19 protein-coding genes are annotated in these 21,697 nt (G+C 70.0%); 7 read left to right on the top strand and 12 right to left on the bottom strand.

All coding sequences use genetic code 11. From position 1 onward, the window contains the following. On the top strand, nt 1-384 hold a 384-nt coding region (locus RN743_RS12465), incomplete at its 5' end, for an ATP-binding cassette domain-containing protein (protein ID WP_310780235.1). Here the strand turns inward: RN743_RS12465 and RN743_RS12470 are convergent. Together RN743_RS12470 and RN743_RS12475 are read right to left on the bottom strand one after the other, a co-directional pair. Continuing rightward, the gene (locus RN743_RS12470; protein ID WP_310780237.1) at nt 381-953 is read right to left on the bottom strand and encodes a TlpA disulfide reductase family protein; all 573 of its coding nucleotides are present in this window, start codon (nt 951-953) and stop codon (nt 381-383) included. The two genes, RN743_RS12465 and RN743_RS12470, sit on opposite strands and share 4 nt — an antisense overlap. Next, nucleotides 943-2,664 (bottom strand): amidohydrolase family protein, encoded by a 1,722-nt coding sequence (locus RN743_RS12475; protein ID WP_310780239.1) that lies wholly within the window; start codon nt 2,662-2,664, stop codon nt 943-945. Before RN743_RS12475 ends, RN743_RS12470 begins: the two co-directional genes overlap by 11 nt. 125 nt (nt 2,665-2,789) lie before the next feature. Here RN743_RS12475 and hemE point away from each other — a divergent pair, with 125 nt between their 5' ends. Further along, a complete protein-coding gene (hemE, locus tag RN743_RS12480; RefSeq protein WP_310780241.1) occupies nt 2,790-3,812 on the top strand; it encodes a uroporphyrinogen decarboxylase in 1,023 nt (340 codons plus the stop codon). A 37-nt stretch (nt 3,813-3,849) separates the two neighbouring features. Here hemE and hemG read toward each other — a convergent pair whose 3' ends face one another. Then, nucleotides 3,850-5,115: a protoporphyrinogen oxidase gene (gene hemG / locus RN743_RS12485; protein WP_310780243.1), complete on the bottom strand. Its 1,266-nt coding sequence runs from the start codon at nt 5,113-5,115 to the stop codon at nt 3,850-3,852. 128 nt (nt 5,116-5,243) lie between these two features. Here hemG and hemH point away from each other — a divergent pair, with 128 nt between their 5' ends. Further along, on the top strand, nt 5,244-6,308 hold the full coding sequence (hemH, locus tag RN743_RS12490; RefSeq protein WP_310780245.1) for a ferrochelatase: 1,065 nt from the start codon (nt 5,244-5,246) through the stop codon (nt 6,306-6,308). 54 nt (nt 6,309-6,362) lie between these two features. Here the strand turns inward: hemH and RN743_RS12495 are convergent, their stop codons facing one another. Then, the gene (locus tag RN743_RS12495; protein ID WP_310780247.1) at nt 6,363-6,959 is read right to left on the bottom strand and encodes a hypothetical protein; all 597 of its coding nucleotides are present in this window, start codon (nt 6,957-6,959) and stop codon (nt 6,363-6,365) included. 155 nt (nt 6,960-7,114) lie between these two features. Between RN743_RS12495 and RN743_RS12500 the strand changes: the two genes are divergently transcribed. Then, complete coding sequence (locus RN743_RS12500; protein ID WP_310780249.1) at nt 7,115-8,206, top strand: Glu/Leu/Phe/Val dehydrogenase dimerization domain-containing protein; 1,092 nt, start codon at nt 7,115-7,117, stop codon at nt 8,204-8,206. On the opposite strand, the gene RN743_RS12505 is transcribed toward RN743_RS12500, so the two are convergent. The 8 genes from RN743_RS12505 to RN743_RS12540 form a co-directional block, all read right to left on the bottom strand. Beyond that, complete coding sequence (locus tag RN743_RS12505; RefSeq protein WP_310780251.1) at nt 8,203-8,877, bottom strand: nitroreductase family protein; 675 nt, start codon at nt 8,875-8,877, stop codon at nt 8,203-8,205. The genes RN743_RS12500 and RN743_RS12505 overlap by 4 nt on opposite strands. Nucleotides 8,878-8,914: 37 nt before the next feature. Next, nucleotides 8,915-10,339: an amidohydrolase family protein gene (locus tag RN743_RS12510; protein ID WP_310780252.1), complete on the bottom strand. Its 1,425-nt coding sequence runs from the start codon at nt 10,337-10,339 to the stop codon at nt 8,915-8,917. 23 nt (nt 10,340-10,362) lie between these two features. Further along, nucleotides 10,363-11,799, bottom strand: coding sequence for an amidohydrolase family protein (locus tag RN743_RS12515; protein WP_310780254.1), 1,437 nt, complete (start codon nt 11,797-11,799; stop codon nt 10,363-10,365). Nucleotides 11,800-11,848: 49 nt separating this feature from the next. Further along, entirely contained in the window at nt 11,849-13,861 is a 2,013-nt protein-coding gene (locus tag RN743_RS12520; protein WP_310780256.1) for a multicopper oxidase family protein, read from the bottom strand. Nucleotides 13,862-14,058: 197 nt separating this feature from the next. Continuing rightward, nucleotides 14,059-14,850: an SDR family oxidoreductase gene (locus tag RN743_RS12525; protein WP_310780258.1), complete on the bottom strand. Its 792-nt coding sequence runs from the start codon at nt 14,848-14,850 to the stop codon at nt 14,059-14,061. Then, nucleotides 14,850-15,230, bottom strand: a complete 381-nt coding sequence (locus RN743_RS12530; RefSeq protein WP_310780260.1) for a cupin domain-containing protein — start codon at nt 15,228-15,230, stop codon at nt 14,850-14,852. The genes RN743_RS12525 and RN743_RS12530 overlap by 1 nt, the downstream gene beginning before the upstream one ends. Then, entirely contained in the window at nt 15,227-16,090 is an 864-nt protein-coding gene (locus RN743_RS12535) for a hypothetical protein (protein WP_310780262.1), read from the bottom strand. Before RN743_RS12535 ends, RN743_RS12530 begins: the two co-directional genes overlap by 4 nt. 107 nt (nt 16,091-16,197) lie before the next feature. Then, nucleotides 16,198-16,875, bottom strand: a complete 678-nt coding sequence (locus RN743_RS12540) for a hypothetical protein (RefSeq protein ID WP_310780264.1) — start codon at nt 16,873-16,875, stop codon at nt 16,198-16,200. Between the two features lie 187 nt (nt 16,876-17,062). Here RN743_RS12540 and RN743_RS12545 point away from each other — a divergent pair, with 187 nt between their 5' ends. The 3 genes from RN743_RS12545 to RN743_RS12555 are packed head-to-tail and all read left to right on the top strand — an operon-like array spanning nt 17,063 to nt 21,619. Continuing rightward, entirely contained in the window at nt 17,063-19,738 is a 2,676-nt protein-coding gene (locus RN743_RS12545) for a PIG-L family deacetylase (RefSeq protein WP_310780266.1), read from the top strand. Further along, complete coding sequence (locus RN743_RS12550; protein WP_310780267.1) at nt 19,735-19,881, top strand: hypothetical protein; 147 nt, start codon at nt 19,735-19,737, stop codon at nt 19,879-19,881. The genes RN743_RS12545 and RN743_RS12550 overlap by 4 nt, the downstream gene beginning before the upstream one ends. 19 nt (nt 19,882-19,900) lie before the next feature. Continuing rightward, entirely contained in the window at nt 19,901-21,619 is a 1,719-nt protein-coding gene (locus RN743_RS12555) for a sodium:solute symporter (protein ID WP_310780269.1), read from the top strand. The last annotated feature ends 78 nt before the right edge of the window (nt 21,620-21,697 follow it).

Here is a 21,697-nt window from a genome sequence, read left to right on the forward strand (position 1 = left end):
GCGGCGCACGCGCGCGAGTTCATCGAGCGGCTTCCGGACGGCTACGACACGCGGGTCGGCGAGCGCGGGGTCCGGCTCTCCGGCGGGCAGCGTCAGCGGATCGCGATCGCCCGCGTCCTCCTGAAGGAGCCCGAGGTCCTCATCCTGGACGAGGCGACGAGCGGTCTGGACGCCGAGAGCGAGGCGCTCGTCGAGGAGGCGCTACAGCTCGCCGCCGCCGGGCGGACCACCGTCATCATCGCCCACCGCCTGCGCACGGTGCGGCGCGCCCACCGGCTCTTCGTCCTCGACCGGGGACGGCTCGTGGACAGCGGCCCGCACGACGCGCTGCTGGATCGCTGCGGACTCTACGCCCGCCTCTACGAGGGCCAGCAACTGGGCTAGGGAAGGAGTGCCTCGATCTCCGCGGTCAGGGATGCGGCGGTCTGAGGGCCGAGGAGTTCCTTTCGGATCCAGCCCTCCGGATCCACCATCACCGTGGTCGGAAACCCGACGGCTCCGAAGGTGGCGACGGCGTCATCCATCCCGATCGTCCAGTTGGGATACTCGACGCCGAACTCCTCGAGGAAGTCACGAATCTCATCGACATCGCCGGAGTCGACGGCGAGTCCCAGGACAACGACGGGCCGGCCGCCGTAGATGCGGGCCAACTCCACGAGTTCCGGCAACTCGTCGCGGCACGGGAGGCACCAGGTGCCCCACAGGTTCGCGACGACCACGTTGCCGCGCAGGTCATCGAAGGTCGCCTCGCCGCCGTCCAGGCTGCGAAACACGTCGCCGGGCGCGGGCTTCGCCCCCGAGGGCACGCCATCCGGGGCGCCGCTCGCGGCCAGGTCGCGATCCGCCGCGCCGCCGGCCGCTGCGGACGCGTCGTCGTCCGGGGCGCACCCGAGTCCGACTAGCGCAACGAGGGCGAGGGCGCTGCCCGCGCGCGCCATCCGCTCAACTCTCATCATCCGCCTCCGGCGTGAGGACGGCGCCGGGCAGTGCCCAGGTCAGCTCGCCGTCGTCGACCACGAACGTGCCGCCCACCAGCACGTAGTCCACACCCGATGGGTACTGGTGCGGCTCGAAAAAGGTCGCGTTGTCCTGAACGTCGTCCATGTCCAGCACCGCAATATCCGCCACGAGTCCCTCCCGGATGAGACCCCGGTCGCGGAGCCCCATGACCTGCGCCGGGAGACTCGTCATCGAGCGCACCGCGCTCTCCGCGGACAGGATGCCGAGATCCATCGCGTAGCGCCTGATCTTGCGGGGGAAGGTGCCGTAGAAGCGCGCGTGCACCGGTCCGTCGCCCGGGAGGGCGATGCCGGCGTCGGAGGCCGTTACGAGCCACGGATGGGCCGAGAACTCCTCGACGTCGATCTCCGAGAGGGAGAATCCGCGCACGCGCGCGCCCCCGGGTCTCGCACGGTCGCCCTCCAGTTGCAGCCGGATCGCCACGTCGACGGGGAACGCATCCCACTCGGCCGCCAGTTCCGCCACCGTCCTGCCCACCAGGGTCTCGTCGGGATGGTCCATGATGACGAGGTTCTCGGGCCCGCCGCGGCGGCTGATCTCGTGCGCGATATCGAGGCGGACCCGTTCACCGCGTTCGGGGTCGGAGAGCGCATACCTCAGCACCGCGCCGTAGTCGACCGCTTCCCCACTGCCCGGACGCGCGCCCGGTCCGCCGCCGGGGAAGATCCAGCGGGGGAGGAGCACGGTGTTCCCGTCGCTCCCCGTCGTGTTGTAGGGGTACTGGTCGGCGAAGATCGGGACACCGCGCGCGCGGGCCCGTTCGATGAGGTCCACGAGGGCGCGCCCGGCGCCCCAGAAGTCCGCACCCCGCGCCTTGATGTGGGTCGCCACGGTCGTCACACCGGTGCGCTCCGCGACTTCGATGTCCTCGAGGATGGTCTGGATCATGGTCGGAGGGCCGGGGTCGTCCTGGCTCGGCCAGAACCACATCGGCGTCATGCCGGAACTGCGTTCGTGCACGATGTAGATTCCGCCGCCGCGTCCCGCAGCCTCGACGAGCGGGAAGAGTTCGGAGGTCTCGCTCCATATCCCCGGCACGTACTCGAGCCCGGCGCTGAGGCCGTAGGCGCCCTCGGCCATCCCCTGCTCCACCATCTCCGTCATGCGCTGCACCTCGGCCGGGGTCGACGGGCGCATGAAGTCGTCGCCGAGCGCCATGCGCCGGATTGTGTTGTGCCCGACCATGAGCGCCGCGTTGGGCCCGTGCCCGCGGGACTCGAGGCGGCCGCGCTGGTCCGCGATCGGCCACGGCCCGCCGCCGTCCTGGTTGATGACGACGGTGGTGATGCCCTGACTCACGAGGTTGGGGGCGGCCCGGCGGCGCGCCCCCTCGCTACCCGCGTCTCCCTCGGCGTCGAGTCCCTGGTCCGCGTGCGAATGAATGTCGATGAATCCGGGGACGACGTACCGGCCATCGAGTTCGATCACGCGGTCGGCGGCGGCGTCGGCCAGGTCCCCGACCCGGGCGATGCGCCCGTCGCGGATTCCCACATCGGAGCGGAACCAGGGATTCCCCGTGCCGTCCAGGACGCGGCCGCCTCGCAGCAGGATGTCGAAGGCCGGTTCCTGAGCGGCTGCGGTCGCGACATGCGGGAACCCGAGGGCAGCGGCGAAAAGAAGCGCGCGAAGGACTCTGCGGTTCATGATCGCTTCCCCTGTGAGAGATCCAAGGTTGTGGCCGCACGTGGACTGCAAGCTACGACAGGTCCCGCGCGGGTCCAACGGTGCGGTTTGGCGCCCGGCGGGCGACGGGGTAACATCGGCGGGCCATGAACGATCTCCTTCTGCGCGCGCTCGCGCGCCAACCCGTGGAGCGGACGCCGGTATGGTTCATGCGGCAGGCGGGACGCTCCCTCCCCGCCTATCGCGAACTCCGCCGGGAGCGCGGGTTCCTCGAACTCGTGCGCGACCCGGAGGCGGCCGCCCGGGTCACGCGACTCCCGCTCGACTACTTCGATGTCGACGCCCTCGTCCTCTTCATGGACCTGTCGACGCCGTTCGAGGCCGCCGGGATCGAGATCGAATTGCGGGCCGGCGTCGGGCCCGTTCCCCTCCCCCCCTGGGGCGGCCTCGCCGACGTGGAACGCCTGCGCGCCTTCGAGCCGCGTGAGCGGCTCGCCTTCGTGCTCGAGGCGATCCGCCTCCTCGCAGCGGACAAGACGCGCCCGATCATCGGCTTCGTCGGGGCGCCCTTCACCCTGTGCTCGTACCTGACTCGCGGCACGCGCGACAGCCGGCTCGCGCAATTGCGGGCCTTCATGCTGCGGTCCCCGGCGCTCTGGGACCGGCTCGCGGGGTTCTGGGCCGAGCACCTGGCGGAGTTCGCCATCGCTCAACACGAGGCCGGCGCCGGCGCGATCCAGGTCTTCGATTCGTGGTGCAGCGTCCTCGATCCTCCCACGTACCGGGCGCATGTGCTTCCCTACTCGCGACGCCTGCTGGAGCGGCTCCGCGAGAAAGGGGTCCCCACCGTGCACTATGGCGCCACGCACGCCGCGGTGGCCGAGGCGGGAGGCGATGCGATCGGCGTCGACTGGCGCACGCCGCTCGACGAGGCGTGGGGCGTCATCGGTCCGGGGCGCGCGATCCAGGGGAACCTCGACCCGGCCTGCGTCCTGGCGGGCGAGGCGGCGGCGCGCGCGGGGACCCGCGATGTGCTGCGGCGGGCGGGCGGGCGTCCCGGCCACATCTTCAACCTCGGGCACGGTCTCCACCCGGATTCCGACCCGGAGGTAATCGCCGCCGTGGTTGACGAGGTCCGCCGCTGGAATCCGCCGGACGAGAACCGCTGAGGGCGTTCCCGCGGGAACGCCGGCAGCCGGGAGCCCGCTATGGGCACGCGGCGAGACGCTCCGCCACCGACTCGGCTTCGGCGATACGGCTCGATATGCCCAGCCGTCCGGTGTAGCCGGCGGCCAGCGTGATACCGGGAGGAAGATCCAGTCCGTCCAGCGCCGCCCACGAACCGTCATACGCCGGGAGCCGCGGCCGGGCCGAACGGATCGGCGTTGCCGCCGCCCCATGGATCGCCTCGTATTCGCTGGCCGCGGTCCGCTCGAGTCGGGCCGCGTCCCAGGCCGCCACATCGGGATCGAGACCGCCGCCCAGATAGGCCGTACAGAGGCCGTCGCGCCCGAACAGCGAGGCGTTCCACGTCACGCCGCGCGTACGCCACCGTTCTCCCAGCGCGACCTGGAAACCGAACCCTTCCGGCGCGCCCTCGACCTGCAGCGGCACTACGGCGACGCGGTGATACCGCAGCCCCGCGAGGCGGTCGGCCGCGGCAGGCGCGACGGTCCTCAGAAGGTCCGCCGCGGCGGGCGCCGGCGTGGCGATCACCACATGGTCCACGACGTCGCAGTCCGGGCGCGGGCCCCCGTGGCCGATCTCGAACCGATGGCCCGAGCGCCGCAACTCGCGGACCGGTGTCGCGACCCGAACCCGGTCCGCGTGCCGGCGCGCGATGGCGCGCGGCAGCGTAGCCATGCCGGCCCGGAAGGTGAATGCCGGGGGCGACGCGGCCGGCTGCCAGCGCCTCGCCGCAGAGAGGAGGCTGCGCTTCACGCCGAGCGGACCGAGCAGCATGGGAAGCACGCGCGCCGCCGGCATCGTTTCCGGATCGGATCCGAAGGTCGCGGAAACGAGGGGACCGAAGAGCCGGCGGTACGCCTCGCGTCCGGCCTTGCGGCGAAAGTAGCGGGCCACGGACTCGCGCGGTCGAACCCCTCCGGTGAGAGGCTCGAGGGCGGCGCGGGCGCGCCCCGCGGGCGAGAGCAGATCCCCCGTGAGGAGCCCGCGCGGCCGGTGTGGCACGACCCTCAGGCGGCCGCGGGCCCATACGAACAGGCGCGCCCCGGCCCGCGCCTCCAGAATCTCCGCTCGAAGCTCCAGTTCATCGACAAGCCGCCGCACCGGAGGCGAGAGGCGCGTCCGCTGGGGGCCGAGTTCGACGACCCGGCCGTCGTCGCGCCTGGTACGGATCACCCCCCCGACGTCATCCGCTCCCTCGAACAGGATCGAGTCGACGCCACGCCGCGCCAAAGCGTGTGTGAGCGCCAGTCCCGTGATCCCTCCACCGATGATTCCGACCCGCATGCCTTCCCCTTCCGGCTGCCTGGACCCTCGCACGGCAAGGCGCTTCTGCGGCACCGCACCTGGAGGCGGCAACGTCCCGAACCTCCCCGGCACGGGCAAGCCGGTGACTGCACCGATAGGTTCGGGCGATGGCGAACTGCGACCCCCTACCCGCCGTCCTCCTTCTGAACTTCGGCGAACCGACAGGAGCGGACGCGAGCGCCGTCGCACGCTTCCTGGAGCGGATCTTCCTCGCCAACGCGCGGCTGGAGCCGCACATGGACGCGGCGGCGGCCCGTGCACGGAGCCGCGAACTCGCGCGGCGGCGGACCCCCGGCCTGCTCGAGATCTATGAGAGGATCGGCGGCTCGCCGCTCCACGCGCAGGCGGAGGCGCAGGCGCAGGCGCTCGACCGGGCGCTGAGAGCCCGCGGCCACCCAATGCACCTGACGGTGGGGATGCAGTTCACCGAGCCTTCGATCGAGGAGGCGCTCGGCCGCCTGCGGGGGACCGGGGCCGCGGTCGTCGTTCCTCTACCCGTGTACCCGCTCTGCGGCCCTTCGACCACCGTCGCGGCGCTGGACGAAGTCGAGGAAGCGCTCGAGCGAATCGGATGGCGCCCGGAGGTGCGCGGCGTGACCGGGTGGCATCGCCATCCCCGCTACGCCCGCCTTCGCGCCGACGCGATTCGCCGCGCGGCCGCGGAGGCCGGCTGGAGCCTGACCGACCGGGACGTCCGCCTCGTGTTCAGCGCCCACGGCACCCCGCTTCGGTACATCGAGGGGGGCAGCCGCTACGTGGAATACGTCGAGGAGTGGTGCGCGACCCAGGCGCACGCGCTGGGCGTGGAGAGGTGGACGCTCGGCTACCAGAACCACACGAACCGACGAATCGAATGGACTCCGCCGGACATCGAGACCGCGCTGGAGCGCCTCCGCGGCATCGAGAAAGTCCTCGTCGACCCCATCAGCTTCATGCACGAGCAGTCCGAGACGTTGATGGAACTGGACGTGGACCTCGCCGGGCACGCCGCCGCACTCGGCCTCGAGTTTCGCCGCGTCGGCGTGCCGCACGACGACGGAGCCTTCGCCGAGGTGCTGGCCGACCTCGCGCTGATGGCGCTGGGCGGCGACGCTCCGGCCCTGCCTCCGCAGACATCGTGCCGGTGTCGCCCGGGGACGGACGTCTGCTTCAACGGCGAGCCGTTCGCCTGAACGTCCCGTGCCGCGGGGCACGCGGCGGGGCAGGATGTCGCGCGTTCGGCGCGTTCAGCCCTCCGGGCGTGCGGTCAGGTCTTCGAGCACCCGGCCGCCGACGCTGTCCACCTGCCCGCGGATCACACACGCGAGCATGTCGGCGGCCTCGCGCAGCATCGACGCCGGTTCCCGCCGATCGCCCTCGAACCGCACGACCTCGCCGAGGAAGATCCCGACCAGTTGGGTGGACCGGGAATCATCGCCGCCAGACTTGATCGCGTCGTCGTACGCCGCTCCCGGTACGCTGGCCCTCCACGGCTCGTCCTGCTCGGATCCGCCCCGTGACGCCCGGTCCATCGGCACGAGCGCGAGCAGGCTGCCCTCCATGCCGGGCCCACCCTCCCGGACATTCAGCGCGAGCGCAACCGGCCGGTCGAAGAGGTCCATCTCGAGGAAGTCCTTCACGCTGTCGCGGGGGATGGCGCAGCGCCCGATCGGCCGGTCTTCGTGAAAGGTCCCGATGCAGATACTGCCTCGGGGCGTCAGGTGGTGCTCGATCGGCCGGACATCGAGCTTGAGGGGGGTGGCGGTGCCGACGAGGACGTGTTCGCGGCGCTTTTCGGCTTCGGGCGACGGGGGGAGCATGTCTCCGAAGAACAATGTCGTCATCCCATCGCCTCCCGGTCGGTCGCCGCCGTTTCTGCCTGCTAGCACCGATACGCGATCGCGCCCCGTGTGTTCCAATGTCGCCCCGGCGGGCGGCGCGCGATAGTCTCACCGCGCCCGCGCCACACGATCGCCCACGAGTCGGATACGGAGAGGATATGACCCGCGGTTTTCTCGATGTCATGGAAGCGTGGGACGGCGAGTCCGTCGTCACCGCGTTCGATTCCGCCACCGGGGCCTGGATATTCGTGGCGCTGCACGATACGCGGCTGGGTCCGGCCGCCGGAGGCACCCGGATGGCTTCCTATTCCGCGCCGGTGGACGGCCTCATCGATGCCATGCGCCTCTCCGAGGGCATGACCTGGAAGTGGGCCGGCGTGGGCATTCGATTCGGCGGCGGCAAGGCGGTCATCGCCGTCCCCGACGATCTGAGCGACCATGCACGCGCCGGCCTGGTCGATCGATACGCGACGGGTCTCGTTTCGCTCCGCGGCGCCTTCCAGACCGGCGTCGACATGGGTACGACGCCGGAGGACATGGTCCGCATCGGCGCCATCTCGGGGTACGCCGTCGGCATCGTGGACGGGAAGCCGGGCGACCCGGGGCCGTACACCGCGCGCGGCGTGCTGGCAGGGATCCGGGCCGCACTCGAGCACCGATTCGGCGAGGCGGACTTCGGAGCCCGCTCCGTGCTCGTCCAGGGACTCGGCGGCGTCGGCTTCCCGCTGGCCGGGCTTCTGGCCGAGGCCGGAGCGAACCTCTACGTGACGGATCTGCGCGAGGACACCGCGAGGCGGGCGCAGACACGTTTCGGCGGGACGGTCGTGCCCGCTGACGACATTTGGGATGTGGAAGCGGACGTGTACGCCCCCTGCGCCGTCGGGGCGACCCTGAATCCGGACACGATCCCACGCCTGCGCTGCGGGATCGTCGCCGGTTCCGCGAACAACCAGCTTCTCTCGGAGGCCGACGCCGAAGGGCTGCGCGAGCGCGGGATCCTCTACGCCCCCGACTACGTCATCAACGCCGGCGGGGCGGTCGCGTTCGCCGCCATCCACGGGGGCGAGCGGGACGAGACGCGGCTCCGGGCCCGCGTCGACGAGATCGGGTCGTCACTCCGAGAGATGTTCGAGGAAGCGGAAGCCACCGGAGCCTCGCCGCTTCGCGCGGCCCGCCGGCGTGCTCAGCGGTTCCTCGATGCACACGGCGGACCGGCCGGCGGCGCCGGCCAGCCCTCCGGCGCCGGCTAGCGGCGGGAGGCGATGCGGTCCAGCGGCTTCTTCGTGATGTCCGGGACGAGCGCGTCGTCCGCAGGATAGCCCACGACGAGCAGCAAGAAGGGGCGCTCGTTGGGTGGGCGGTCGAGCACCCTGTTCAGGAAGCCCATGGGGCTCGGCGTGTGCGTGAGGGTGGCGAGTCCCGCGTGATGGAGCGCCGTGATGAGGATCCCGGTGGCGATACCGACCGACTCCGTCACGTAGTAGTTCTTGAGCTTCTCCCCGCCGCGCACTTCGTAACTCTCCGCGAAGATCGCGATGAGGACGGGCGCCGTCTCCAGGAACGGTTTGTGCTCGTCCGTTCCGAGGTGGGCGAGCGCCTCGAGCCACGCGGCCGGCGCGCGATGCTCGTAGAAGTCTCGCTCCTCCTTCTCCGCTTCCACCCGGATCCGGCGCTTAACCTCGGCGTCGCGCACGACGACGAAGTGCCACGGTTGCCGGTTCGCGCCGTTGGGGGCCGTTCCCGCCGCCTCGATGCAGGCGTCGATGACCTCGTCGGGAACCGGCTCGTCGGAATACTCGCGGACCGTCCGGCGTCGTCGCATCTCGTCGCGGAAGGCCCGCGCGCGACGCACCATCTCCTCTTCCCCCCGCCGCGTGAACGTCGGCAGCGGCACCGGACGGTACGCGCCCCCATCCGTCATCGGATCGACCTGCGAGCCACGGGATCGATCCCGGACTTCAACGGACTCCGACGAGACCCCGCGTCGCCTGAATCAGCTCCCGGGAATCGTAGCCGACGCCGTCCTTGAACACCCAGCGGACCGCGCGAATCGCACTCGGATCGCTCGCGGGATCGCCGCTCAGGACGATGAGGTCGGCGATCTTCCCGGCCTCCACGGTGCCGAGTTCGTCATCGACGCCGAGGATCTTCGCACCGTTGGCGCTCACCACCTGCACGGCCTGCACCGGCGTGAGTCCGGCCTCGAGCAGAAGCTCGAAGTTCCGCTGGTTCCCGAAGCCGGGGAGCGCGCCGCCGATGCCCGTGGGATCGACGCCCGAGGCGAGCAATCCACCCGCGTCGACGAACGCCTTCTCGAAGCGCAGTTCGGTCCGGAAGTGCTCGGGATCGGGTCCCATCTCCTGGATGCGCCCGCGCTCATCCAGGTAGGCTTCCCGGAGGTCCGGAGCCATCAGCTCCAGCGTCCGCTCGTCCACGACGTCGCGGTCGGGGAAGAACGCCTCGTAGACCGAGAGCGTGGCGGTGAGCCCCACGCCGGCCTCCACCATCGCTTCGATCGTCTCCTGCGCGATGGGCCCCGTGGGGTCAGAGCTGCCGGCCCGCTGCATGATGTTGCCTGGACAGCGGTCCGGCTCCTTCTCCGGCACGAAATCGGACGCTGTCAGCATCCCGTGCTCGAGGTTGTCGATCCCGAGCGCGACGGCCTCCTGGAAGCTCACGGAGCACAGGTGTCCGGTGACGCGCAGACCCAGGCGGTGCGCCTCCTCGATCGCCGCCGCCAGTTCCGCGCTCCCGATCGACGTGTACGCCTTCACCCACGTGGCCCCCTCTCCCGCCCAGTACTCGACGAAGCGCCGCGCCTGTTCGGGAGAGGTCACGCGGGCCTGGTGCGGCGCGCCCATCGAGCCGGTGATGTACGGCGCCGTGATATGGATGCGGGGGCCTGGAGAATCGCCGCGGTCGATCGCGTCCCTCAGGTGGACGTCCGCGTAGGGAGTGATGCTTCCGGTCGTGCGGACCGTCGTCACGCCGGAGCCGAGGTAGAGCCGCGGCGCGCTGTAGCCGAGCTGCACGCGCCGTCCCCCCACGGCGGTGTAGAAGAGGTGGTCGTGCATGCCGACCATCCCGGGGATCACCGTGTGGCCGCCCAGGTCGTGACGATCCGCGTCCTCCGGCACGTCGATGGACGCGGCGGGGCCCACGGCGGCGATCCGGCCGTCGCGCAGCAACACGGTCTGGTCCTCGAGGACCGGGCCGCCGGTGCCGTCGATCACGCGAACGTGTTCAAGCGCCACGGTCGGCCCCTGCACGGCGACATAGGCGCGGGTTTCCTCGGACAGCCGACCGTAGCTCTGCGCGGCCACGGGGTCGGCAAGCACCGTCGCGATGGCCGCGAAGGCGGCGAGCACTCTGGACATCTTCATTCCTCCCTCGACGGGTCCCCCGGTCACCTGATCCCCACCATCCCCTTCACGGAGTCAATGAGCTTCTCCGAGTCGTAACCCACACCGTCCTTGAACACGACGGTCACGTTCCTGATGATCGCGGAGTCCGACTCGAGGTCGCCCTCGAGCACGACGAGATCCGCGAGCTTTCCGGCCTCGATCGTTCCAAGCTCCTCGTCCACACCCATGATACGGGCGCCGTTGGCGCTCACGATCCGGACGACGGTGGAGGCGTCGAAACCCGCTTCGACGAGAAGCTCGTAGTTGCGCTGGTCTCCGAAGCCCGCGATGGCGCCCCCGATCCCCGTCGGGTCCACGCCCGCCGCGAGCACGCCCCCGGCCTCGACGAAACCGCGCTCGAACGCCATGTGCTTCTGGAGGTGCGCCTCCGTCATCGGCCAATCCGGGTTCGCCTCGATCGCGTCGACGGTCTCCAGATAATCCTCCCGCACCTCGGGCGCCATCGCCTCGAGCGTCCGCTCGTCGAGCACGGCGCGCCCTTTGGTCATGGGTTCGATCACGGCCATCGTCGAGGTCATGCCGACGTCGTTTTCGACCATCGAGAGGATCAGCGCCCTGGCGATCTCACCGGTCGGATCCCCCTCCTCTCCCACGGTGACCATCGAGTTGGGCGGACACTCGTCCGGCTGCTTGCGCGGATCGAAGTCCGTCGCCGTCCCGAAGCCGTGCTCGATGTTGTCCATCCCCATATCTACGGCTTCCTGGAAGGTGATCGAGCAGATGTGCCCCGTGACCCGAAGACCCTGCGCGTGTGCCTCCTCGATGACGGCGGCGAGTTCCGCACGCCGGATCGTCGTGTACGCCTTGATCCAGGAGACGCCCTCCCCCGCCCAGTAGCGGACGAAGCGGCGCGCTTCCTCGGGCGAGTTCACCTGCGCCATGTCCCCCAGCGCCGGGTTCGGCCCCGTGACGTACGGCGCCGTGACGTGCATGCGCGGTCCCGGCGCCAGACCCCGATCGATGCTCGATTTGACGTTGAGGTCCGCGTAGGGCGAGACGCTGCCCGTCGTGCGGATCGTCGTGACCCCGGCCGCGAGATAGAGTCTTGGGGAGGAGATGTTTCCCTGAGCCATCCGGCCGCCGGCGCCCATGAAGAACATGTGGTTGTGGAGCCCGATCATCCCCGGAATCACGGTGTGTCCCGGCAGGTCATGGACCTCGGCGCCCGGCGGGATCTCCACCGCGCCCGCCGGACCCACCGCGGCGATCCGGTTTCCCTCGATCACGACGGTCTGGTTCGTCCGGGCGCCGGACCCGGTGCCATCGATGACCTTTACGCCGGTGAGGGCGACCGTCGGGCCGGCGATGGAGACGAACTCGGAGGTCGCGTCGCCGAGTTCGGCCGCGGACTGCGCGGGCAGGTGAGCCGGAGCGATAAGGGCCGCGAGCGCGACGGGGGCCGCGATGAACTTTCTCATGGGAGACTCCTCTGAGTTGGGCCGTTCAGGGCCCGAAAAACGTACCGCGTCACGGCTCCACCGTGAACACCATCTGCATGCCCGCCTCCAGGTGCTCGGCGATGTGGCAGTGCAGCATCCATTGGCCGGGGTTCGAGAGTTCGAGCAGGAGGTCGACCGAACCGCCCACGGGGACGACCACCATGTCCTTCCAGGCGAGGTTGTCGTGCGCCACCCCGTTCGTGGCGAGAACGAGGAAGCGCTGGCCGTGGATGTGGATCGGATGCTGCATCTGGTGCAGCGTCTCGCGGCGGCTCCGGATCCGCAGCTTGACCACGTCGCCCACGCGGAAGGTCCACCGGATCGCCTCGTTCTCGCGCCCGGTGGAGGGCTCGCGCAGCGTCCACGATACGTTTTCCGGCGTCGAGATCAGGTTCATCATCGGCATCGTTCCCGACCACTCGACCGGGTGGAAGTACGCCGAGTCCACCTGCATGAGGCGCTCGACGACGAGCGGGAGGCCGCGCGTCGACATGTCGAGTTCCAGCGTGAGGTCCACCGGCCGATCGAAGAGGGGGCGGTAGGGCGCGATCTCATCGCGTGCGCGCTCGTTCTCGCGCAGCACCTCGAAGGTCGCGCTCAGATCCGGCGTCGCGTCCGCCGCGCCGACGCGAACGACGCCCAGCGTGTCCTGTTCGGGGAAGAAGCTGCCGCCGATGTGGTCGATCCCCTGCACCCGGTTCAGAAGGGCGTAGCTCCCGCTCTCGGGAAAGGCGACGTGCACGATGTAACGCTCCGCCGGCGCGATGATCACGCTCTCGACCCATTCCTCCCGTTCGAAGTTGCCCACGTCGGCGCCCACGAGCTTCATGGGCGCCCCGCCGAAGGAGAGGTTGAACGTCCGCGTATTGGAGGCGTTGGTGAAGTAGAAGCGGACGACCGAGCCGCGCTCCACGTCCAGCGCGTAGTCGGGTCTCCCGTTCACGAGCATGGTGTTGCCGAAGCGGCCCATCAGCGCGTGGGTGGCGCGCTCGAGACCGAAGGGGACGATCCCGTGCTCGCCCACGAGCAGGTCGTCGAGCATCACGACTTCCTCGCGGTGGACGGGGCTGAAATAGTCGGGATCTTCGGACCGGACCATGAGGTTGCCGGCCAGTCCCAGATCCTGCTGAACTTCCTCGCGGTGGTGCGGGTGGTACCAGTAGAGGCCGGGGTCGGGGAAGTGCACCGTGTAGCGGAAGCTCTCGCCGGGGGCCACGACCTCCTGCGTCAGGCCCGGGACGCCGTCGAAGCGGTTGTCGAGCCGCAGACCGTGCCAGTGGATCGCGGTCGGCCAGTCGATGCGGTTCGTAAAGCCGATCGTGACGGTCGCGTCCTCGGGGACCCAGAGGAGGGGACCGGGGATCTGTCCGTTGAAGCCGTAACCGAGGAGTTCTCGGTCGCCAATGCGGCGGCGCACGTAGACGGCGTCGAGGGCGAGCGAGTCGCCGTCGGCGAGTTCGATCACCTCGCGGGGGCGGGCGTCGACGACTTCGCCTTCCCATCCGTCCCCCGGCAACCAAGGCTGCACGTCCGGCCGCAGCTCCATGAGCGACGGGAGCATCATGACCCCTTCGGGCATCGGCACGCCGCCCCAGGCGTCGTCCATCGCCATCTCGCCGTGGGGCGTCCGCGAAGCGCCCAGCGCGAACTCGAGAAAGTCGGCGGGCTGCATGCGGCTCGAAGGCGATTGGGCTCGCAGCACGTAGGGGCCTGATGGCTCCGCGCCCGTCCCCCCGGCCGCTCCGGATTCCGCCGTGACCAGGATGAGGAACTTGTTGAACCCGACCTGCCCCACCTCCGCGCGTCCGCGCGCCGGAACCTCCCCGAGCCGCTCGATCGGCCAGAGGACCTGGGTCGACGCCCAGGCGACGTAACGGTCGTACGGCCCGAGCGTGGAGGGGGGCGGAAGGTCCGTCGAGATCACCGCGTCGTACAGCAGGCGTCCGTCCGGCGTCACCCCGACGGAGAACGGCCCCGCAGGACGGCGCAACTCGACCGTGCCGGCCGCGTCCGGGACGCGGGGCGTCGGGAACAGCGACATGCAGTACAGATCCGGGCTCGCCGCGCTCCCCTGCTCCGCGCCGGACGTGCAGGGAGGGGCCTCCTGCGGCGGCGGCATCCCCGGGGGCGGCGCGCCCACCCAAAGCCAGAGCGCTCCGCACAGGGCCCCGGCGGCGCCGAGCGCCGCAGCGGCCGCCGCGCCGGAGTCCCGTTCCGATGACCGCCGGGCCGCGGGGGTCAATGGAGGGCCCGCGTGCGGCCCCCGTCGACGGCGATGGACACGCCCGTCACGTAGCTGGCGCGCTCGGAGGCGAGGAACGCCACGACCGCGGCGAACTCGCGTGGGTCGCCGAGACGTCCGACGGGGATCGCGGCGTTCCACCCCGCTTCCACTTCCTCCGTCGAGATCCCCCCGGCTTCGGCGCGCACCGCGGCCAGTTGGTCGAGCCTCGCGGTGCGCGTGAAGCCCGGGAGCACGTTGTTCACGGTGACGCCGAACGAGGCGACCTCGTTCGAGAGGGTCTTCGCGAAGCCCGTCACAGCGGCCCGCACGCTGTTGGAGAGGATCAGGTCAGCTTCGGGTTCCTTCGCGGCAACTGACGTGATGTTCAGGATCCGCCCCCAGCCCCGCTCCTTCATGCCGGGCAGGACGGCGCGGGTGAGATCGAGAGCGCTCTCCAGATTGAGGCGGACGGCCGCCTTCCACGCCTCCCGGTCGTGGTCCTCGAACTTTCCCGCCGGGGGTCCGCCCGCGTTGTTCACGAGGATGTCCACGCGCCCGAAGCGGGACATCGCCGCGTCGACGAGGCCGGCCACGGCCTGGGGATCCGACAGATCGGCCGGGATCCCGACGACGTCGCCGGGCCCGCGCGCGTCAGCGGAGGCCACGGCTTCCGCGAGCGCGGTCTCGCCCCTGGCGCACATCAGCACGTGCGCCCCTTCCGCCGCCAGTTCTTCGGCCACGGCCCGGCCGAGCCCCTTCGACGAGGCGGCTACGAGTGCGACGCGGCCGGTGATCCCGAGGTCCATCAGTCGTCCGTGTCGTGAAAGTAGGCGTCCGTCCCATCGAGCCAGTCGGTACGGGGAGGACAGAAAATGTCGAGATCCAGCGTCTTTTCGAGCGCGATGGCCTTGTGCGGGACGTGGGAGGGAATATGGAGGATCTCCCCCGCCCGTACGACGACTTCCTCGCGCCCGTCTTCGCCCAGCCAGAAGTGCAGCGCTCCCTCGAGGATGTACGTGAACTGCTCATTCTCGTGCGAGTGCGTGGGAACGACCGCGCCCTCCTCGAGCAGGACCTGCGCGATCATGGCCCGGTCTCCCGTCACCATGCGCCGGCCCAACTGTCCGGTCACGCGCTCCCACGGCAATTCCTCCCAGCGGAAGTGCCGGGGCTTCGCTTCGCTCATGACGTTTCCTCCCTGGGATGATGTCGTCTGGTTCCGGTCGGCGGAGGATGAGCCGCCTGCCGGTTCCCGGCAAGCGTCCAGGCGACGCCCGCGCGAAGGTTCCAGTCGCCGCTGAGCGGCGTGGTTCCGTGCCCGAGCCCGACGTCGATGGCGAGCGGCCGGCGCCGCCACTCCACGGTCGCGCGGACTTCTCCGAGGTCGCCGGTGCCGAGCGGGGACACCCTTCTCGTGCTCGCTCGCCCGCGCGTACCCACGGACAGCCGCCAGTTCGGGGTCGCGTCCCACTGCCCTTCGAATGCGTAGGCGAACGCGTCGTTCTGCTCGAAGACATCGATGGGCGCCTCCAGGATGCCGACGCCGAACCAGCCCGTGGCGCGCCAGCGCGCCGAGCCCCACGAGACGAGGGCCGCGATCGTGATGTCGGTCGTGTTGAGCCCGATCCCCCGGGTCTCGTCGGAGTTGGGGAGCTTCACGCCCAGGTGCCCTCCCGCCGAGAACCCCGTGGCTCGGCCGATCGGCGCGAACGACACGGCAAGTTCGAAGTCGCCCACGTCGCGGGAGGTCCCACCGGCGAGAGAAGGATCGAGATCGACGGAAGAGACCGAATCGCGCCTCTCGATGGAGAGCGTCTTCCGGGCCGCGCCCTTGAGTTCGAACACGATCCGCGGTCCGACGGCCCAGGCGGCGTGGAGTTCGGGAAAGGCCGTCAGGTCGCCCCCGAGCCCGGCCAGCGGAAAGTCGGCGTTTGCCGTACGCGAGACGCCGGCGCCGATCAGGGCCTCGCCGGACCGCGTGTCTCCCACCGGCTGCACGAGGGCGTCGCGCCTGAGCTGCCCCTGCGCCGGAATCGCCACCGCCACGGCGACCACTGTGGAGAGAACGCACGAGAGCCCGACGCGCGAACGCCGGGCTCCCGGGGACTGCGGCGAAGGGGACCGCCGGCGCGGCGCCGGCCGGTCGCCGGGGCTCAGCTTCGAGCCGCCTGCATGACGTCGCTCACATACCCGTCCAGCCGCGCCATGACCTCGATCGTCTCGGCCTGCGTCTCTGCGTTGGCCAGCTCTCTGACCAGGCTGAGAAGCAGTCCGCGGACCGCGGCCGCGTCGCCGCCTCCCATAGCCGGCGCAGCTGCTGCCGCCGGCGCGGCAGCCGGCGCGGCAGCCGGCGCGGGCTCCGCCACGGCCGGGACGAAGGTCCGACGAACCCTCGGAGCGGGTTTCGGAGCCTCCGCGGCGGCCAGGCGGCGCTTCACCTGGAGCGGGTATTTTGCATGGAACTGTCGGGGCGACAGGTCGGCAATCGAAGCGTCGATCTCGCAGGCGCCCGCAAACAACTCCGCGTTCGTGACCCCGGGGTTTCTCTTGAGCACGCGCTCCACGTACGCCCGCACCGCATCCGCATCTCCCTTGGCGGCACGCGGTCGCTGCGCCGCTTTCGGCCTGGCCGACGCCCGGACCGCCCTCCCCGGACCGGCCCCCGCCAGGCGACGCTTGACCTGCAGCGGATACTTCGCGTGGAACTGCCTCGGATTCAGCTTCCCGATGGTCCTGTCTATGAGCTTCGCCCCTTCGAAGAGCGTCGCGTTCGAGACCCCCGGGTCCTTTGTCAACTCCAGCTCTATGAACTCCATCACGTTCTCGTTCATTATGCCTCCTCCTGCGGAGCGGTGCGCCGGACGAAAGATGCGACCGGCGCGTGTTTGCGGCGTGGAATGAATCATAATCTCCCGCGGCGCACTGCGAGTCAACTGTCGGCCGACGATAGATGCACGAACCCCCGGCTTTCTGCGGCCAGCGTGCGCGCATAGCTTCCCGCCCATGCAACCTCGATCGATGTCCGCCGCAGTCGCCGTCCTGGCGTCGTGCCTGCTCCCCGCGTTCGCGCACGCGCAGGGGTCGCGCCTCCCCGGCGCGATCGAAGCGGGACTCATCCTTCGGCAACTCGATGGGGTGAAGAGGGTTCTCGTCGTGGCGGCGCACCCTGACGACGAAGATACCGCCCTGCTGACCACGCTCGCGCGCGGATGGGGCGTGGAAGCCGCCTACTTCTCGTTCACGCGGGGCGAGGGAGGCCAGAACCTCATCGGCACGGAACTCGGCGCGGGACTCGGCATCATCCGTTCGGGCGAACTGCTGGCTGCCCGTACGATCGACGGGGCGCAGCAGTTCTTCGGTCGCGCGTTCGACTTCGGCTACTCGAAGACGGCGGAAGAGACCTTCGCGAAGTGGCCGCGCGAGCGCGTGCTTTCCGATCTGGTGTGGACGATCCGGCGTTTCCGTCCTCACGTCCTCATCTCGATGTGGAGCGGGACGGAGCGGGACGGCCACGGGCACCACCAGGTGTCCGGCCTTCTCACGCGGGAGGCCTTCGACGCCGCGGGAGACGCGACGCGCTTCCCGGAACAGGTCGCGGCGGGTGTGGCACCGTGGGCGCCGCTGAAACTGTACCGCCGCCCCCTCTTCGAGCTGGGCGCCACCGCGATCGAAATCGAGACGGGCGCACTCGATCCCCTGTTCGGCCTCACGCACCACCAGGTCGCGATGGACAGCCGCAGCCAGCACCGTTCGCAGGATTTCGGCACGGCGCTGCCGCTCGGTCCCCGCTCCACGCGCCTCTCGCTCGTGTCGTCACGGGTCGGCGGCTCTCCGATGGAGCCGCTGCTGGCGGGGATCGACACGACGCTGGCAAGCCTGGCCGCCGACCTCGGTGAGACCGCGCAGGCGGATCTCGGTTCGTACCGGGAGGCGATCGGCCGCGCCGGTAGCTCGCTCAACGCAGCCGGACCGGAGGCCGTCCTGCCCTTCCTCGGCGAGGCGCTGCGGCGCCTGGAGCGGCTGCGCGCCGCCGCACGGGCCGGCCGCGAGAGCGAGCTGCGGCGGGAACTCGACCGCCGCGCGCACCTGCTGATGCGGGCGATCCTCGCGGTGGCAGGAGTGCGGGTCGAACTTCGGGCACGGGACGATGTCCTGGTCCCGGGACAGACCGTACTCGTCGAGGCGCGCGTGTCCAGCGGCGCCGGCGCCGCCCTGGAACTCGACCCGCCGGTCATCGACGCCCCCCCCGGGTGGTCGGTGGAGGGCATTGGCGCGGACGTCGAGACGGAACCTGATGATGCGGGTCCGTTCGCCCGCTTTTTCCGTCAGCCGGAAGTCGTCCTCGACCCGTCGACCCGGGCGCGGATCGAGCCGGGGGAACTCGGGCTGTGGCGTTATGCCGTCACGGTGCCCGCCGACGCGCCGCCGGCTTCCCCGTGGTTCCTTGAACATTCGCGGGACGGCGACCTGTACCAATGGCCCTTGGACCCCGACCTTCGCACACTCCCGTTCCGTCCGCCGCCCGTTCACGGCCGCGTTGCCGCGGTCGTGGCTGCGGCGGGTGAGCGGTTCGGCATCGAGATCGAGGATCCGGTCCGTTATCGGGCGGTGGACGGCGCGCTGGGAGAAAGCTGGCGACCCCTTCAGGTGGCGCCGCGCATATCGGTCGCGGCGACGGCGCCTACGCTGATCTGGCCCGGCAACCGCCCGGAGCCACGTGTCATCGCCTTCCGGATCTCGAGTTTCGCCCGCGAGGTGACGGCCGGGGAGATCGGCCTCGACCTGCCGTCCGGATGGCGCGCGGCGCCAGAGATGACGCCGTTCGAACTCGCTGGAGAGGGAGCGGTTCAGACGGTCGGCTTCACGGTCGAGCCCCCGGAGGGAGAGGCGGAAGGGGAGTTTTTCGCGCGGCCCCGGATCCGGATCGCCGGAGCCGAGGTTCCCGCCGCGCACGCCACGATGATCGACTATCCGCACATCGAGCCGCGGCTCCTCACCGGCGACGCGGCCGTGCGGATCGTGCGCTTCCCCGTTCGCGTCGCGGACCGGCGCATCGGATACGTGATGGGTTCCGGCGACGATGGACCCGAATCCATCCGGCAGCTCGGGCTCGACGTCGAACTCATCGAACCGGGAGACTGGGAGGCCGGCAGGCTCGACCGGTTCGACACGATCGTGCTCGGGATTCGGGCCTACGAGGTCCGCGAGGACCTCATCGCGGCCAACGCGGAACTGCTCGCGTGGGCGGAGCGCGGAGGCACGGTCGTCGTCCAGTACAACCGCTACGAGTTCAACCAGGGGGCGTACGCACCGTACCCGATCACGATCGGCCGCCCCGCGCCCCGCGTCACCGAGGAGGACGCGCCCGTCACGCTCGCCGACCCGCGGGCGCCCGTTCTCGTCGAGCCGAACCGTCTCGGCCCGGCCGACTTCGAAGGCTGGATCCAGGAGCGCGGGCTGTATTTCCCCGATGCGTGGGACGACAGATACCAGGCGCCGCTGGAGATGGCCGACACGGGAGAACCGCCCAGTCGTGGCAGCCTGCTCGCCGCTCCGGTGGGTCGCGGACTCTACATTCATACCTCGCTTTCCTTCTTCCGACAGCTGCGCGCGGGCGTGCCGGGCGCCTTTCGTCTGTGGGCGAACCTGCTCTCGCTCGACGGGAGCCGCTGGCGCGAGATCGCGGCCCAGTGACGGAGCACCGGGACGAGACGGAGGGCCGGATCGGCCTCTTCCGGAGCTGGCGCGCCCTGTATGTGTCGGTGATCATCTATACCGTCGGACTCATCCTCCTCCTCTATCTCGCCACGCGCCTGCTCGACTTCGGAGCGCCATGAGTGGCTCCGACGGAGTGCCGTGAGCGGCCTCGACTGGGTCGTCTTTGCGGTCTATTTCGGCGGCGTCGTCGCGTTCGCCTGGCGGCAGAGCCGGAAGAACCGCGGCGTTGAGGGCTTTTTCCTCGCCAACCGCCGGCTTGGCTGGGGCGCCATCGGCCTCTCCGTGATGGCGACGCAGGCAAGCGCGATCACGTATATCGGCACGACCGGACAGGCCTTTGACGACGGCATGGAGTTCGTCCAGTTCTACCTGGGCCAGCCGATCGCGATGGTGATTCTCTGCGTCGTCTTCGTCCCCTTCTTCTATCGCTCTAAGGTCTTTACCGCCTACGAGTACCTCGAACGCCGCTTCGACCCCAGAACCCGCTCGCTGACGAGTTTTCTCTTCCTCGTGTCGCGCGGACTCTCGGCGGGGATCGTCCTCTACGCCCCGGCCATCGTCCTCTCCGTCATCATGGGCTGGGACGAGCGCGTGACGATTCTCGTCATGGGACTGATCACGGTGGCCTATACGATCATGGGAGGCATCACGGCCGTCATCTGGACGGACGTGCTGCAGATGATCGTCATGTTCGCCGGCATCGGGATCGCGATCGCGGTGCTGTTCTCGACGCTGCCGGAGGGAGTGGGTGTCGGCGACGTGGCGTACATCGGCGGGATTCACGAGATGTGGCGCAGCATAGACCTCTCCTGGGACCCGACGAATCGCTACACCCTCTGGTCCGGGCTCATTGGAGGACTCTTTCTCGCCCTGGGCTACTTCGGGACCGACCAGAGCCAGGTCCAGCGCTATCTCACGGCGAGTTCGCTTCGCCAGAGCCGTCTTTCCCTCATCTTCAACGCCTTCGTCAAAGTGCCGATGCAGGTCTTCATCCTCGCCATCGGCGTCCTCCTCTATGTGTTCTATCACTTCGAGCGTCCCCCGCTCGTCTTCAACTCGGCGGAGGCCACCATGGTCCGGGAAAGCCCCCGAGCCGGCGCCTTCGCCACGCTGGAGGCCGAGCATGAACGGACCCACGAATTGCGCCGGGAAAGCACCCTCGCGGTGTTGGAAGCCCGCCGGTCCGGCGAAGATCCTGCGGCGCTGCAGGGCCGGATCGCCGGGTACGACGACGAACTGGCGCGGTTGAGGGAGGCGTCGAAATCGCTCGTGTCCGAGGTGCGCGGGTCTTCGTCGAACGATGTGAACTATGTCTTCCCGTCCTATCTCATTTCCTATGTCCCCGCCGGTATCCTGGGACTGCTGATCGCCGTCATCTTCGCGGCCGCGATGTCTTCGCTGGACTCCGAACTCACGGCCCTGTCCAGCGCCACCGTGATCGACTTCTATCGTAGGTACGTGAAACCGGAGGGGACGGACGCCCACTACCTGCTCGTCTCGCGGCTCGCCACGCTGGGGTGGGGCGGATTCGCCGTGCTGTTCGCACTCTACGCGGGCCGGTTGGGGTCCCTCGTCGAAGCGGTCAATGAAGTCGGCTCGATCTTCTACGGCGCGCTCCTGGGCGTCTTCCTCCTTGCCTTCCTGGTGAAGCGGGCGACCGCTGCGGGTGCCTTCTACGGGCTGATCTTCGCCATGCTGGTCGTGCTCGCGGTGTCGCGCTTCACGGAGATCGCGTGGCTGTGGTACAACGTCGTCGGGACACTGGCCGTTCTCGCGGTGGGCCTGGCACTACGCCGGCGGGGCCCGGAGGAGCCGGCAGAGCCGGGGGTGCCGAGCGGGTCCGCAGCCACCGCGTGATGAGGGCCCTCGTGGCGGGCACGGTCCGCGGTACGGTTTTCAGCGGGCGGCGCGGGCGGTAGAGTCTCCGCTCGGAAA

It is taken from the genome of Candidatus Palauibacter scopulicola, assembly GCF_947581915.1.
Classification (GTDB): domain Bacteria; phylum Gemmatimonadota; class Gemmatimonadetes; order Palauibacterales; family Palauibacteraceae; genus Palauibacter; species Palauibacter scopulicola.